This window comes from Streptomyces sp. SPB074, from assembly GCF_000154905.1.
Lineage (GTDB): Bacteria > Actinomycetota > Actinomycetes > Streptomycetales > Streptomycetaceae > Streptomyces.
Genome location: NZ_GG770539.1, coordinates 3,896,503 through 3,908,881 on the forward strand (window position 1 = coordinate 3,896,503; position 12,379 = coordinate 3,908,881).

Sequence of the window (12,379 nt, forward strand, 5' to 3'; positions counted from 1 at the left end):
CGACGCGGCTCCCGCCCTCCCGCGAGGCCACCCGGCCCCGCCCCCCCCGCGAGGCCACCCGGCCCCGTAGACCCGACGCACACCCCAGGAGCACACCATGGCCCTCTCCCTCCGCACCCGCCGCAGCCGCGTCCTCGCCGGTGGCACCCTCGTCGCCGCGCTCGGCACCGCCGGTGTCCTCGGCACCGTCTCCGCGAACGCCGAGTCCCCGCAGTCGCGCCCCGCCGCCTCCGCCGCTCCCGCCGCCGACGCCTCGGGCCGCGTCACGACCACGACGACGCACCTGACGACCGCCGCCGCGACCCGCGCCGCGCAGGCCGCGCTCGACGCCGCGAACCGCGCGCACCAGAAGGTCTCGGTCGCCGTCGTGGACCGCGACGGCCGCACCCTCGTCACGCTGCGCGGCGACGGCGCGGGCCCGCAGTCCTACGAGTCGGCCGTGAAGAAGGCGTACACCGCCGTCTCCTGGAACGCTCCCACCTCCGACCTCGTCAAGCGCCTCGACTCCGCGCCGACCCTCAAGGACATCCCCGGCACCCTCTTCCTCCCGGGCGGCGCCCCGGTCACCGCGAAGGGCGCCCCCGTCGCGGCGGTCGGCGTCGCGGGCGCGCCGAGCGGCGACCAGGACGAGACCTTCGCCCGGGCGGGTGTCGCCGCGCTGGGCAGGTGAGGTGAGGTAGTACCGGTCCACGTCCCGTAGCCGCAGGAGCCACCCATGTCGGGAAGCCAGTCCCCCGCCACCGCCCTCCTCCTCGCCGCCGCCCGCACGGGCGACGCGGAGAGCGTCCGCCGTGCCCTCGCGGACGGGGCGGACCCGGAGGCGCGGGACGAGGCGCGGCGCACGCCGCTGCTGCTCGCCGCGCAGGGCGACCACGTCGCGGCGGCCGAGGCGCTCGTCGCGGCCGGTGCCGATCCGGACGCGCAGGACACGCGCCTGGAGAGCGCGTGGCTCGCGACCGGCGTCACGGGCAGTGTCGCGATGATGCGCGCGCTGCTGCCCGCGCGGCCCGACACGGGGCTGCGCAACCGCTTCGGCGGGATCGCGCTGATCCCGGCGAGCGAGCGCGGGCACGTCGCGTACGTGGACGCGGCGCTGCGCGAGACGGACATGGACGTCGACCACGTCAACCAGCTCGGCTGGACCGCGCTCCTGGAGGCCGTGATCCTCGGCGACGGCGGGGCCGCGCACGAGGAGATCGTGCGGCTCCTGCTCGCGGCCGGTGCCCGGCCGGACCTCGCGGACGGCGACGGCGTGACGGCCCGGGAGCACGCGGAGCGGCGCGGCTTCGCGGGGATGGCGGCGCTGCTGGCGGCGGCGGAGGCCGGAGGCGCGGCGGAGGCCGGGCGGGCCGGGGACGGAGCGGCCGGATGAGGCGGCGGGTCCTCGTCGGGGCGGCGGCGCTCCTCGCGCTCGCGGGTGCGCGGGACCGCCGTCCGGCGCGGACGACAGCCCGTCCCGCACCGCCACGGCGGGGCCGGGCCGTACGGGCGCGGCCACGCCGGGCCCTGCGGGACTCGCCCACGCCGGGCCGTACGGGCGGCGCGCGGCCCGCGCCGTCCGGCGGCGCCGCGGCCCGCTCCGCCGGGACGCTGCTGCTCGCCGACTTCGGCGCCGACACCGTGACCTTCCTGCCCGCCGACGGGCGGGGCCGCGCGGCCTCCGTCCGGGTGGGCACCGCCCCGTACGGGGTCGCGGTCGGCGCGGACGGCAGGGCGTGGGTCGCGACGGCGGAAGGACTCGCGGTCGTGGACACGCGGACCCGTGAGCGCGTGGCCCGCGTCCCGTACCGGACGCGGACCGGGCCCGTGGCGCACGGCGAGTACCGGGGCGGCGGCATGGGCGTGGCGCTCGCGCCCGACGGGCGGCACGCCTACGTCGGCGTGAACGTGCCGGACGGGCGCGGCACGCTGGAGGTGGTGGACACGCGGACGCTACGCGTGACGGCCGTCCTGCCGGTCGGGCGGCGGCCCTTCGACGTGGACGTGGCCCCCGACGGCGGGCGCGTGTACGTGACCGCGCACGACTCGTTCGACGTGACGGTCATCGACCCCGGCGACGGTTCCGGGGACGGCGGTTCCGGGGATCGCGGGGCGGCGCGCGTCGGGCGGCGCGTGGAGGTCGCGCCGTACGGCACCGAAGGCGGTCTCGGGAGCTGGCTCAAGCCGCACTACGCGGCGGTGCGCCCCTCGGACGGCCACCTCCTGCTCCCCTTCGAGGGCGAACGCCTCGTGGACCTCGACCCGGACACGGGCCGCTCCCGGGTCCGTCCGATGACGGCGAACACGCACCAGCACGGCACGGCGCTCACCCCGGACGGTCACCTCCTCGTCGTCGGCACGGGCCCGATCGACCCGGCCGGGGACGAGGGCCCGTCCCTGACGATCCGCGCCCCGGACGGCACGGAACGCCTCGTTCCCCTCGACGGGCCGCACGAGGACGTGAGCGCGTCCCCGGACGGCCGCACGGCGTACGTGACCGCCGGTCACACGCGCGAGGGCTGGCGCGACGGGGTCACGGCGGTGGACCTGCGGACCGGGAAGACGCGGTGGATCGCGGGCGGGAAGCGGCCGGTGGGGGTGGCGGCCCTGGAGTGAGGAGCCCTCACCCCTCACCCCTCGGGCACCGGGCCTCCGCCCGCCCCCGCCCCCGCCCCCGTCCCCGTCCCTCCCGGCAGGGGCTCCAGCAGTTCCTTGCGGAGCACGTACGCCGGGTGTCCGCGCCGGGGGTCCGGGCGTTCCTCGACGATCTCGTAGCCGAGCGCCGTCCAGAAGGCCAGCGCCGTCGTGCTGCCGCGCGGGACCGCGAGGCGGACGCCCGTGCGGCCCTGCTCGCGGAAGCGGTCCTCGACGGCGTGGGCCAGGCGGCGGCCGTGGCCCTGGCGGCGGGCGCGGCCGTCGGTCATCAGGAGGCCGATCCACGGGTCGGGGTCGTCGGGGCGCGAGGGGTGGTGGCGCAGCGTCGCGGCGAGGCCGACGAGCCGGCCGCGCGAGCGGGCGAGCAGGATCTCCGCGTCGGGGTGCGAGAGTTCCCCGGCGAGCGAGGCGGCGACCTCCTCGGGACGGATGTGCTCCGGGTCCGGGAAGTCGCCCCCGAGCTGCTGGAACTCCTTGTCGGACGCGTACAGCTCGGTCAGTTCGAGCAGGACCGGGGCGGGGAGCGCGAGCGGATCGCCGGCCGGGGGCAGCAGCGTTTCGATGAGCATGGGGCGGAGCGTAGGTGCCCTACCGGCCCCCGCCGCCTCACCACGTGGACGGCGCCGCGCCGTCCCACCCGCTTTCGGTACGTTGGCACCTATGAGCAGCGCTTCCGCCGTCGCGTACCAAGGTGAACCAGGGTCCAACTCAGCCGCCGTGAGCGCGGCCATGTTTCCGGGCGTGCCCACACTGCCCCGCGCGACCTTCGCCGACGTGCTGCACGCCGTGAACGAGGGCGAGGCGCGCGTCGCGCTCATCCCGATCGAGAACTCCTCGGCGGGCCGGGTCGCCGACGTGCACCAGCTCCTCGCCTCCTCCGGGCTGCGGATGTTCGCCGAGTACTTCCAGCCGATCCACTTCGACCTCGTGGGCCCGCGCGGCGCCACGATCGAGGACGTCAAGACCGTCCGCAGCCACGTGCACGCCCTCGGCCAGTGCCGCCGGATCACCCGTGAGCACGGCTGGACCGCCCGCGTCGCGGAGGACACGGCGGGCGCGGCGCGCGAGGTCGCGGAGCTGGGCGACCCGGCGCACGCCGCCTTCGCGCCCCCGGCGGCCGCCGCTCTCTACGGCCTGGACGTCCTCGCCGCGCAGGTCGAGGACGAGCACCACAACACGACCCGCTTCCTCGCGCTCGCCCGCGCCGGGGAGGCCCCGCGCCCCGAGCGGGCCGAGGGCGTCCCGTACGTGACGAGCCTCCTCTTCCGCACCCGCAACATCCCCGCCTCGCTCTACAAGGCGCTCGGCGCCTTCGCGAGCAACGGCGTCAACCTGACGAAGATCGAGTCCTACCAGCTCGGCGGCAGTTTCTACGCCAGCCAGTTCTACGTGGACGTCGAGGGCCACCCCGAGGACCCCGGCTTCGTCCGGGCCCTGGAGGAGCTGTCGTTCTTCTCGGCCGAGCTGCGGGAACTCGGCGTCTACCCGGCCCACACGTTCCGCGAGGAACTCCACCGGCCCGCGGAGACGCCTTCCGGCCCCTCCGCCCCCTGAGGAGCGGGGTCCCGGGACGGAGCCCCGAGGCGGGGCCGGGCGGGCGGTACGGGCCGGGCGCGGCCCGTACCCGCACCGGCGCCGCCCGGCCCGTACCCCCTCGGCAGCCTCAGACGCTGACGCCGAAGTCCTGCGCGATGCCGACGAGGCCCGAGGCGTAGCCCTGGCCCACGGCGCGGAACTTCCACTCGGCCCCGTTGCGGTACAGCTCGCCGAAGACCATCGCGGTCTCGGTCGCCGCGTCCTCGGAGAGGTCGTAGCGGGCGATCTCGGTGCCGCCGTCCTGGTTGACGATGCGGATGTAGGCGTTGCGGACCTGGCCGAAGTTCTGGTTGCGGGTCTCGGCGTCGTAGATCGAGACGGGGAAGACGATCTTGTCGACGTCGGCGGGCAGGCCCGCGAGGTTGACGTTGATCGCCTCGTCGTCGCCCGCGCCCTCGCCCGTCCGGTTGTCGCCGGTGTGGACGATCGTCTGGTCCGGGGTCTGCTTGTTGTTGAAGAACACGAAGTGGCCGTCGGAGTAGACCTTGCCCTGCGTGTTGACCGCGATCGCGGAGGCGTCGAGGTCGAAGTCCGTACCGGTCGTGGTGCGCACGTCCCAGCCGAGGCCGACTGTCACGGCGGTCAGGCCCGGGGCCTCCTTCGTCAGCGAGACGTTGCCGCCCTTGGACAGGCTTACAGCCATGGGATGTGTCCCTTTCGTCGAACGATCACGGTCCCGCGCCTTCGGCGGGCCCGTCGTCATTTCTATGAACGCGGGCGCACGCTGCCAAGGTTCCTGGCTCCTTTGCTTTCTTTACGAATCTCCGCGGAACGGGGTGCGCGGGCGTCCCGCGCACCCCGTCGCGCACCCCCGGCGTGAAAAGCGCGTGCCGCACGCCCCGGGAGGCGCGACCATGGAGTCATGTCCGGTCCCCATGTCATCCGTGGCTCGGTCGTCCTGCCCGAGGCGGAGCTGAGATGGCGCTTCTCGCGCTCCTCCGGGCCCGGCGGCCAGCACGTCAACACCTCCGACACCCAGGTCGAGGTCCTGTTCGACCTCGCCGCCACCGAGGCGCTGCCCGAGGTCTGGAAGGCCCGCGCCCTCGAACGCCTCGCCTCCCGGCTGCGTGACGGCGGCGTCCTGGCCGTGCGCGCCTCCGAGCACCGCTCCCAGTGGCGCAACCGCGAACTCGCCGCCGCCCGCCTCGCCGCGCTCCTCGCCGAGGCCACCGCCCCGCCCCCGGCCGCCCGCCGCAAGCGCAAGATCCCCCGGGGCATCAACGAACGCCGCCTGCGCGAGAAGAAACAGCAGGGCGAACGCAAGCGCGGCAGATCGGGCAAGGACTGGGGGTAGCGAAGGCGCCGCGCGTCCGCCGTGCCCGCCCCCCGTCCGCGCCCGCCCCCGCACCCCGTCCGCGCCCGCACCCCGTCCGCGCCCGCACCCCCCGTCCGCGCGCGTGCTGTTCACCCCAACGCCCGGTCTACCCCAACGCCCGGTACTTGCCCCGGAAGTAGAGCAGGGGCTCGCCGTCCGCGCTCGGGAGGTCCGCGCTGAGGACGCGGCCTATGACGAGGGTGTGGTCGCCGGCTTCGACGCGCTGCTCGGTGCGGCATTCCAGGGTGGCGAGCGCGCCGTCCAGCAGGGGGGCGCCGGTGTGGGTGCCGCGCCGGTGGGGGACGTCCTCGAAGAGGAGGCGGTCGCTGAGGCGGCCGCGCATCGCGAAGCGGCCCGCGAGGTGGATCTGGCTCCGGTCGAGGAGGGAGACGCCCCACAGGGGCTGCTCCTCCAGGAGGTCGTCCATGCGGGAGCCGGTGCGCAGGCTCACCATGACGAGCGGCGGGTCGAGGGAGACGGAGAGGAAGGCCGTGGCCGTCATCCCCGCGTCGTCGCCGCGCGGCCCGTCCGGGTCGGTCTGCGGTTCGTGGGCCGTCACCAGGACCACTCCGGCCGCGAGCCGGGTCAGCGCGGCCTTGAACTCCTCGTCACTCACCCCCACAGCATGAGGGGTGACGGGGGCGGCGGGGGTCGGGGCGTCGGAGCTGAGCACGTCATGCACGCTAACTCGCCGGTAGCACTCGCCGCATCGGGCCAACGGCCGAAGCGGAAGTCCTAAGACCACACGCGTGTTCCTCCGGGGCGAGGAGCGGCGCGGGGCGTCGGCTGTCGCCAAGCGGTGCGCAATCGATCGAAATCGCGCAAGAGGCGCACGGAGAGTGCGCGTGAGGCCACAGATTCCGCTGTGACTTGAGTCACAGCGCTCACATTTAGTTGACCGTGAGTACCGGGCACACAGCTCACTGTGATTCAGTGGGGGAGTGACCAATGTGCTGATGTGATCGGATGATCAGCAGTTCGGGTGGTCGAGGACGACGACCCGTGCCGCCGGTGGTCCGGGGGAGGCGCGCGTCCTGGAGTCGCTGTCGAGCTCTCGGGGAGTGGACGAGCATGGAGACCGAGTCGGAGCCCTACGTCCGTCTTGCGACCATGCGGCAGCTCCACCAGGCGGTCGCCGACCTCGCCACGGCCCGCAGCCTCGCCGACACCCTCCAGGCCGTCGTGGACGGCGTCGTCCACGGCATCGGCTGGGAACTCGCCGCCGTGAACATCGTCCAGCCCGACGGTGACCTCGTCGTCGCCGCGCTCTCCGGCAGCGACGCCGCCGACTCCGTCCTGACCGGACGCGTCGCCTCCCGCGCCGCCTGGGAACGCCGCCTCGCCGCCGCCGAGCAGTGGGGCGCCCTGCGTTTCCTGCGCCACGACGTCGTCCGCGAGCTGGAGGCCGACGGCATCCCCACCTGGTACACCCCGGGCCCCGAACCGCGCTTCGCCGACGAGTGGCACCCCGAGGACCAGCTCCTCGCCCCCATGTACGAGTCCGGGCAGGCCGGTGAACTCGTCGGCGTCCTCGCCGTGGACCGCCCGCGCGACGGCCGCCGCCCCGGCGCCTGGGGCTGCGAGGCGCTCCAGATGTACGCCGCCCAGGCCGCCACCGCGATCGCCAACGCCCGCCTGCGCTCGAACATGCAGCGCGCGCTCGTCCGCCTGGAACGCGAGCAGCAGGCCCTGCGCGCCAGCGAGGAATCCTTCCGGCAGGCCTTCGAGTACGCGCCGAGCGGCATGGCCATCGCGGAACTCGGCGGCGAGCACCACGGCCGCGTCCTGCGCGCCAACGACGCCCTGTGCCGCCTCCTGGGCCGCTCGGCCTCCGCGCTGCGCCGCTGGTCCTTCGTGGACCTCGCCCACCCCGAGGACGTCGGTGTCCTGCTGCGCACCTCCGCCGAGGGCGGCCGGACCGAACTGCGGCTGCTGCGCCGCGAGAAGAGCGGCGAGAGCTACGTGTGGGTCCACCTGCGCAACTCCGTCGTCGCCGACGCGGCGGACGGACCGCGCTTCCTCCTCACGCACGTCGAGGACATAGAGGACCGCAAGCGCCGCGAACTCCACCTCGCCCACCGCGCCAGCCACGACGCCCTCACCGGGCTCCCCAACAGCGCCGAACTGCGCTCCCGCCTCGCGGCCCGCCTGTGCGAACGCCCCTCGTCCCGCCCCCCGACCCCGGTCGAGAGCCTCGACGCCGCCTACGGCGACCACCGCGACGCCTTCGCGCGCCACGAGAACTACGAGAGCTACGAGGAGTACGCGGCGGCGCACTACGCGGGCCACCCCCACCGGCCGGCCGCCGGCACCCCGTACGCGCCGTACGCCCCCGGCACCCCGTACGCCAACGGCACGGGGCCGGACCCCTACGCGACCGGGGCGCCGGACCCCTACGGCGCGGCAGCGGCGGACCCCTACGGCGCCGGGGCGCCGGACGCGTACGGCGGCGGGGCGCCCGGCCCGTACGCGCCGCACCCGGTGACCGACTCCGGCGGGCACACCTACGACCTCGCCCAGAACCCCGCCGCGCACCTCACCGTCCCGGCCCCGGGCTACGGCACGCACACCCACGCCGTCGCCCCGCCCCCCGAGGGAATGCCGGACAACGGTGTCAAGGGGCTCGCGGTGCTCTTCTGCGACCTCGACGGTTTCAAGCCGATCAACGACCGCCACGGCCACCACGTCGGCGACGCCGTCCTCATCGAGGTCGCGCGGCGGCTCAGCGGCGGAGTGCGGGACGGGGACACCGTCGCGCGGCTCGGCGGCGACGAGTTCGTCGTGCTCGCCGACGGCGTCGGGCGCGGCGACGCCGAGGACCTCGCCGTCCGGCTGCGCAGCGCGATCACCCAGCCGATCCGGGCCGACGGGCGTTCCGTACGCGTGGGGGCGAGTTTCGGCATCGGCTGGGCGCGCTGCGGCGAGAGCCCGGAGGAGGTCCTTCAGTCGGCGGACCAGCGGATGTACGTGGAGAAGCGCTCGCGGGCGCGCCAGCACCGGCGGGCGATCTGAGGAACGCGCCGTCGCGGGGGCCCGGCGGGCTCCGGCCGCCGTGTGGTCCCGGCCACGCGGAGGGCTCCCGCGGAGCGGGTAGGCTCGCCGGAACCGGCCGGTGCCGCTCGCGCGCCCCCGGTACGCCAGTCCGCACCGCGATCAGCACGTCCCAGCACGTCACGTTCCAGCACGTCAAGGAGTGAGCCAGCGATGACCCCCGGTCCCCCCGGCAACAACGGTGCGAACCCGCCCGAGGGCGAGAACCCGGGGACGGCGGGCACGGAGGAGGACGACCCCTTCGGCTACCTGTACGCCGACGGCCAGTCCGCCGGGGCCAGGCCCCCCGGGGGCGGCGGCTACGGCTACCCGGGCCCCCGCTCGTACCACCAGGTCAGGGCGGTCGGCGAGCGGCAGTACGGGTACGGGTACCCGCCCAAGGAGGGCAAGCAGAACGCCCCGCAGCAGGGCGCTCCCGCGGCCGCGTACGCCCCGCAGCAGAACGCCCACTACGCCGCCCCGGAGAACCTGCCCGGCGGGCCGCCCGCGGGCGGCGGGCGCCGCGCGGCCGGCGGCCAGGGCGGCGGCCGGGGGCGCGGGCCGAACAACAGGGGACTGCTGATCGGCGCGGTCGCCGTGGTGTGCGCGGTCGTCGTGGGCATCACCGTCGCGGTCCTCTCGGGCGACGACAACGACGGCAAGGAGACCGCGAAGGACCCCGTGCCGAGCGCCACCGCTCCGCAGGGCCAGGGCGACGAGGACGACGACAAGAAGCCCGGCGACGACCCCTCGAAGAAGCCCGAGGCGCCGCTGCCGAAGGCCGACGCGAAGACCCTCCAGCTCTCCGGCGGCCCCTCGGTCGCCTCGGACGTCGAGGGCGCCAAGGCGAGCGGCGGCAGCTACGTCGCCGGGTTCAACAAGCCCGGCGCCAAGCTCACCTGGAACGTCAGCGTCCCCAAGGGCGGCGACTACACCGTCTTCCTCGACTACGGCGTCCCCGGCAAGGACCAGAAGGCCAGCCTCTACGTCAACGGCGGCGACCGCCGCGACCTCTCCCTCAAGAACTGGGCGCAGGCCGAGGAGGGCGACTGGGAGAAGGGCTGGACCACCTCCTACGTCTTCACCAGCCTGACGAAGGGCACCAACGCGATCTCCTTCTCCTGCGACGAGGGAGACACCTGCGACGCCAACTTCGACCGCGTGTGGCTCAAGGCGGGACACGTGACGCAGTAGCGGGGCCGCGCCGGAGCGGCGCGACCGGCGCCCGCAGGGCGCGGCTCCCGCCGCCGCAGCGGCGGGGGCTCACCCCACCTCCGCGACCTTCACCTGCCCCCGCAGGTCCCCGTACACCCGCGCGTCGAACTGCCCGGCCACCGGCGAGGCCACCGCCGCCCCCGCGAGGGCCGTCGCGTGGCCGAGCCGGGCGGGCCACGGCTGGGCGTCGGCCAGGCCGGCCAGGAGCGCCGCGACGACCGCGTCGCCCGCGCCGGTCGGATTGCCGGGCAGCGGACGCGGGAGCGCCGCGCGCCACACCGCGGTGGGGGTCACCGCGAGCAGCCCGCGGTCGCCGAGCGAGGCGACGACCGCGCCCGCGCCGCGACGGCGGGCGTCCCGGGCCGCGCGGGCCGGTTCGCGCGAACCGGTGAGCTGCGCCAGTTCGTCCTCGTTGGGCTTCAGGATGTCGGGCCGCGCCGCGACCCCCCGGCGCAGCGCCTCACCGCTCGTGTCCAGCACGACCGGCACCCCGGCCGCCCGCGCCTCGCGCACCAGGCTCGCGTACGCGCCCACCGGCACCCCGGGCGGCAGGCTCCCGCACAGCGCGACGGCCGTCACGGTGGGCAGCAGCCCCGCGTAGACGTGCCGGAACGCCTCCCACTCCGCGGGCGTGACGAGCGGCCCCGGCTCGCGCAGCACCGTCGCCGCGGCCCGCGCCGCCGCCCGCGACACCACGCGCGCCCTCGGCTCCGCGACCACCGTGACCGTGCGCCGCGCGGGCTCCGCCGTCGCCACGAGGGCGTCCGTGAGGCCCGCGGTCCCGGCCAGCAACGCGCGTATCCGCTCGCCGGTCGGGCCGCCGCACAGCCCCGTCACCGTGACGTGCCGTCCGAGCGCGCCCAGCACCCGGGCCACGTTGAGCCCCTTGCCGCCCGCGCGCTCGCTCACCTCGCGCACCGGATGGCTCGCCCCCGGCACGAGCGCGGGGACGCGGTACGTCAGATCGAGCGCGGTGTTCAGCGTGACGGTCAGCAGCATCCCGCGGACCCCTCCCCCTCGCGGTCCGGTGCGACCCGGCACCGGCACAGAGGTCCGATCATGCCAAAGCCGCCCCCGCCCGCCCAGAGCCCGGGGCGCGGCGAACCACCACCGGGGCGCGGCGAACCGCTCCGCGCGGCGAACCACTACCGAGGCGCGGCGAATCGTTACCGGGGGGAACGCGCGCCGCCCGCCGTCACCGCCGCCTGCTCCGGTGCCACGACCCACCGGCCCTTGCGCAGCACCCCCACCACCGTGAACCCGGCGTCGAGCACCACGACATCCGCGTCCTTGCCCGGCTCCAGCGAGCCCACCCGGTCCGCGAGGCCGAGGAGCCGGGCCGGGGTGGCGCTCAGCGCCCGTACCGCCGCCTCGATGCCGAGCCCGTCCACGGTCACGGCCCGCTTGAGGGCGCGGTCCATCGTGAGCGTCGAGCCCGCGATCGAGCCCCCCTCCGTCAGCCGCGCGACACCGTCCACGACATCGACCTCCAGCGGCCCGAGGTGGTAGCGCCCGTCCCCGAAACCCGCCGCGTCCATCGCGTCCGTGACGAACGCGACCCGGTCCGCGCCCTTGTGACGGAACGCCAGCTCCAGCGCCGCCGGGTGCAGGTGCGTGCCGTCGTTGATCAGCTCGACGGTGACCCGCTCGTCCTCCAGGAGCGCCGCGACGGGGCCCGGCTCCCGGTGCCCGAGCGGCGGCATCGCGTTGAACAGGTGCGTCGCCACCGTCGCGCCCGCCTCGATCGCCTCCACCGTCTGCTCGTACGTCGCGTCCGTGTGCCCGATCGCCGCGATCACCCCCTGCCCGGCGAGGAGCCGCACCGAGTCCAGACCGCCGGGCAGCTCCGTCGCGAGCGTCACCATCCGCGCCTGGCCGCGCGCCGCCGCGAGCAGCTTCGCGACCTCCGCCGGGTCCGGGTCGCGCAGCAGCGCCTCGCTGTGCGCGCCCTTGCGGCACGGCGAGATGAACGGCCCCTCGAAGTGGATACCGGCCAGCTCCCCGTCCTCCGCCAGCTCCGAGAGCAGCCCGGCCCGCTCCGCGAGCGCGTCCAGCTCTCCCGTCACGGTCGAGGCGACGACCGTCGTCGAGCCGTGCGCGCGGTGCGTGGCGAGCGCCGTCCGCACGTCCTCCACACCGCCCGCGCCGAACGCGGCCCCGCCGCCCCCGTGGTTGTGGATGTCCACGAAGCCGGGCACGAGCCAGTGCCCGCTCAGATCGGTCTCGGGGGCGCCCTCGGGAGCGCGCTCCGCGATCCGCTCCCCGGCCACGACGAGCCTGCCGTCCGGGACCTGCCCCGTGGGCAGGACCACGGTGGCGCCGGTGAGAACGGTGTAGTCGGTGCTGGCAGCCATCAGGCGCTTACCTCCGTGGCGAGTAGGTCCCAGGCGAGCAGGCCGGCGCCGAGGCAGCCCGCCGTGTCCCCGAGCGCGGCGGGCACGATCTCGGGCAGCGCCTGGAAGGTGACGCGCTCGGCGACGGCCGCGCGCAGCGGTGTGAACAAGGTTTCCCCGGCCTCGGCGAGCCCGCCACCGATGATCAGCGTCCGGGGGTCGAGCAGGGTGACGGCGATGAGCAGCCCGTCCGCGA

General features: G+C 75.7%; 13 protein-coding genes. 7 read left to right on the plus strand and 6 right to left on the minus strand.

All coding sequences use genetic code 11. The features are described 5' to 3' along the window. The first annotated feature begins 97 nt into the window (after positions 1–97). From SSBG_RS16235 to SSBG_RS16245, 3 genes are read left to right on the plus strand one after another with little or no spacing between them, the layout of a single operon-like run. Positions 98–670 carry a GlcG/HbpS family heme-binding protein gene (locus tag SSBG_RS16235; RefSeq protein ID WP_008747180.1) on the plus strand — a complete coding sequence of 191 codons (573 nt, stop codon included), beginning with the start codon at positions 98–100 and terminating at the stop codon, positions 668–670. 45 nt (positions 671–715) lie between these two features. Beyond that, complete coding sequence (locus SSBG_RS16240; RefSeq protein ID WP_008747181.1) at positions 716–1,372, plus strand: ankyrin repeat domain-containing protein; 657 nt, start codon at positions 716–718, stop codon at positions 1,370–1,372. After that, positions 1,369–2,595, plus strand: coding sequence for a YncE family protein (locus SSBG_RS16245; RefSeq protein ID WP_008747182.1), 1,227 nt, complete (start codon positions 1,369–1,371; stop codon positions 2,593–2,595). Before SSBG_RS16240 ends, SSBG_RS16245 begins: the two co-directional genes overlap by 4 nt. Positions 2,596–2,609: 14 nt before the next feature. Here SSBG_RS16245 and SSBG_RS16250 read toward each other — a convergent pair whose 3' ends face one another. Then, positions 2,610–3,203 carry a GNAT family N-acetyltransferase gene (locus SSBG_RS16250; protein WP_037869924.1) on the minus strand — a complete coding sequence of 198 codons (594 nt, stop codon included), beginning with the start codon at positions 3,201–3,203 and terminating at the stop codon, positions 2,610–2,612. Positions 3,204–3,294: 91 nt separating this feature from the next. Here SSBG_RS16250 and SSBG_RS16255 point away from each other — a divergent pair, with 91 nt between their 5' ends. After that, the gene (locus SSBG_RS16255) at positions 3,295–4,188 is read left to right on the plus strand and encodes a prephenate dehydratase (protein WP_008747184.1); all 894 of its coding nucleotides are present in this window, start codon (positions 3,295–3,297) and stop codon (positions 4,186–4,188) included. A gap of 109 nt (positions 4,189–4,297) precedes the next feature. Here the strand turns inward: SSBG_RS16255 and SSBG_RS16260 are convergent, their stop codons facing one another. Then, positions 4,298–4,873, minus strand: coding sequence for a TerD family protein (locus tag SSBG_RS16260; protein WP_008747185.1), 576 nt, complete (start codon positions 4,871–4,873; stop codon positions 4,298–4,300). 219 nt (positions 4,874–5,092) lie between these two features. Here SSBG_RS16260 and arfB point away from each other — a divergent pair, with 219 nt between their 5' ends. Then, on the plus strand, positions 5,093–5,524 hold the full coding sequence (gene arfB / locus SSBG_RS16265; RefSeq protein ID WP_008747186.1) for an alternative ribosome rescue aminoacyl-tRNA hydrolase ArfB: 432 nt from the start codon (positions 5,093–5,095) through the stop codon (positions 5,522–5,524). Between the two features lie 127 nt (positions 5,525–5,651). Here arfB and SSBG_RS16270 read toward each other — a convergent pair whose 3' ends face one another. Next, a complete protein-coding gene (locus SSBG_RS16270) occupies positions 5,652–6,218 on the minus strand; it encodes a flavin reductase family protein (RefSeq protein ID WP_234010559.1) in 567 nt (188 codons plus the stop codon). 398 nt (positions 6,219–6,616) lie between these two features. Between SSBG_RS16270 and SSBG_RS36170 the strand changes: the two genes are divergently transcribed. After that, positions 6,617–8,557, plus strand: coding sequence for a sensor domain-containing diguanylate cyclase (locus tag SSBG_RS36170; RefSeq protein ID WP_008747188.1), 1,941 nt, complete (start codon positions 6,617–6,619; stop codon positions 8,555–8,557). Positions 8,558–8,749: 192 nt separating this feature from the next. Further along, a complete protein-coding gene (locus SSBG_RS16280; RefSeq protein WP_008747189.1) occupies positions 8,750–9,769 on the plus strand; it encodes a CBM35 domain-containing protein in 1,020 nt (339 codons plus the stop codon). Positions 9,770–9,838: 69 nt separating this feature from the next. Here the strand turns inward: SSBG_RS16280 and SSBG_RS16285 are convergent, their stop codons facing one another. The 3 genes from SSBG_RS16285 to SSBG_RS16295 form a co-directional block, all read right to left on the minus strand. Beyond that, positions 9,839–10,789, minus strand: coding sequence for a 1-phosphofructokinase family hexose kinase (locus tag SSBG_RS16285; protein ID WP_008747190.1), 951 nt, complete (start codon positions 10,787–10,789; stop codon positions 9,839–9,841). A gap of 167 nt (positions 10,790–10,956) precedes the next feature. Next, positions 10,957–12,144 carry an N-acetylglucosamine-6-phosphate deacetylase gene (gene nagA, locus SSBG_RS16290; protein WP_008747191.1) on the minus strand — a complete coding sequence of 396 codons (1,188 nt, stop codon included), beginning with the start codon at positions 12,142–12,144 and terminating at the stop codon, positions 10,957–10,959. Next, positions 12,144–12,379 (minus strand): ROK family protein (locus SSBG_RS16295; protein ID WP_037869928.1); only part of this gene is annotated, 236 nt, incomplete at its 5' end. The genes SSBG_RS16295 and nagA, both read right to left, overlap by 1 nt.

What these genes read in the sequence shown, in the direction of transcription:
- SSBG_RS16245 (WP_008747182.1), top strand. Translation starts at nt 1,369, where the DNA reads ATGAGGCGGCGGGTCCTCGTCGGGGCGGCGGCGCTCCTCGCGCTCGCG.
- SSBG_RS36170 (WP_008747188.1), top strand. Translation starts at nt 6,617, where the DNA reads ATGGAGACCGAGTCGGAGCCCTACGTCCGTCTTGCGACCATGCGGCAG.
- nagA (WP_008747191.1), bottom strand. Translation starts at nt 12,144, where the DNA reads ATGGCTGCCAGCACCGACTACACCGTTCTCACCGGCGCCACCGTGGTC.
- arfB (WP_008747186.1), top strand. Translation starts at nt 5,093, where the DNA reads ATGTCCGGTCCCCATGTCATCCGTGGCTCGGTCGTCCTGCCCGAGGCG.
- SSBG_RS16260 (WP_008747185.1), bottom strand. Translation starts at nt 4,873, where the DNA reads ATGGCTGTAAGCCTGTCCAAGGGCGGCAACGTCTCGCTGACGAAGGAG.
- SSBG_RS16250 (WP_037869924.1), bottom strand. Translation starts at nt 3,203, where the DNA reads ATGCTCATCGAAACGCTGCTGCCCCCGGCCGGCGATCCGCTCGCGCTC.
- SSBG_RS16255 (WP_008747184.1), top strand. Translation starts at nt 3,295, where the DNA reads ATGAGCAGCGCTTCCGCCGTCGCGTACCAAGGTGAACCAGGGTCCAAC.
- SSBG_RS16280 (WP_008747189.1), top strand. Translation starts at nt 8,750, where the DNA reads ATGACCCCCGGTCCCCCCGGCAACAACGGTGCGAACCCGCCCGAGGGC.
- SSBG_RS16235 (WP_008747180.1), top strand. Translation starts at nt 98, where the DNA reads ATGGCCCTCTCCCTCCGCACCCGCCGCAGCCGCGTCCTCGCCGGTGGC.
- SSBG_RS16240 (WP_008747181.1), top strand. Translation starts at nt 716, where the DNA reads ATGTCGGGAAGCCAGTCCCCCGCCACCGCCCTCCTCCTCGCCGCCGCC.
- SSBG_RS16285 (WP_008747190.1), bottom strand. Translation starts at nt 10,789, where the DNA reads ATGCTGCTGACCGTCACGCTGAACACCGCGCTCGATCTGACGTACCGC.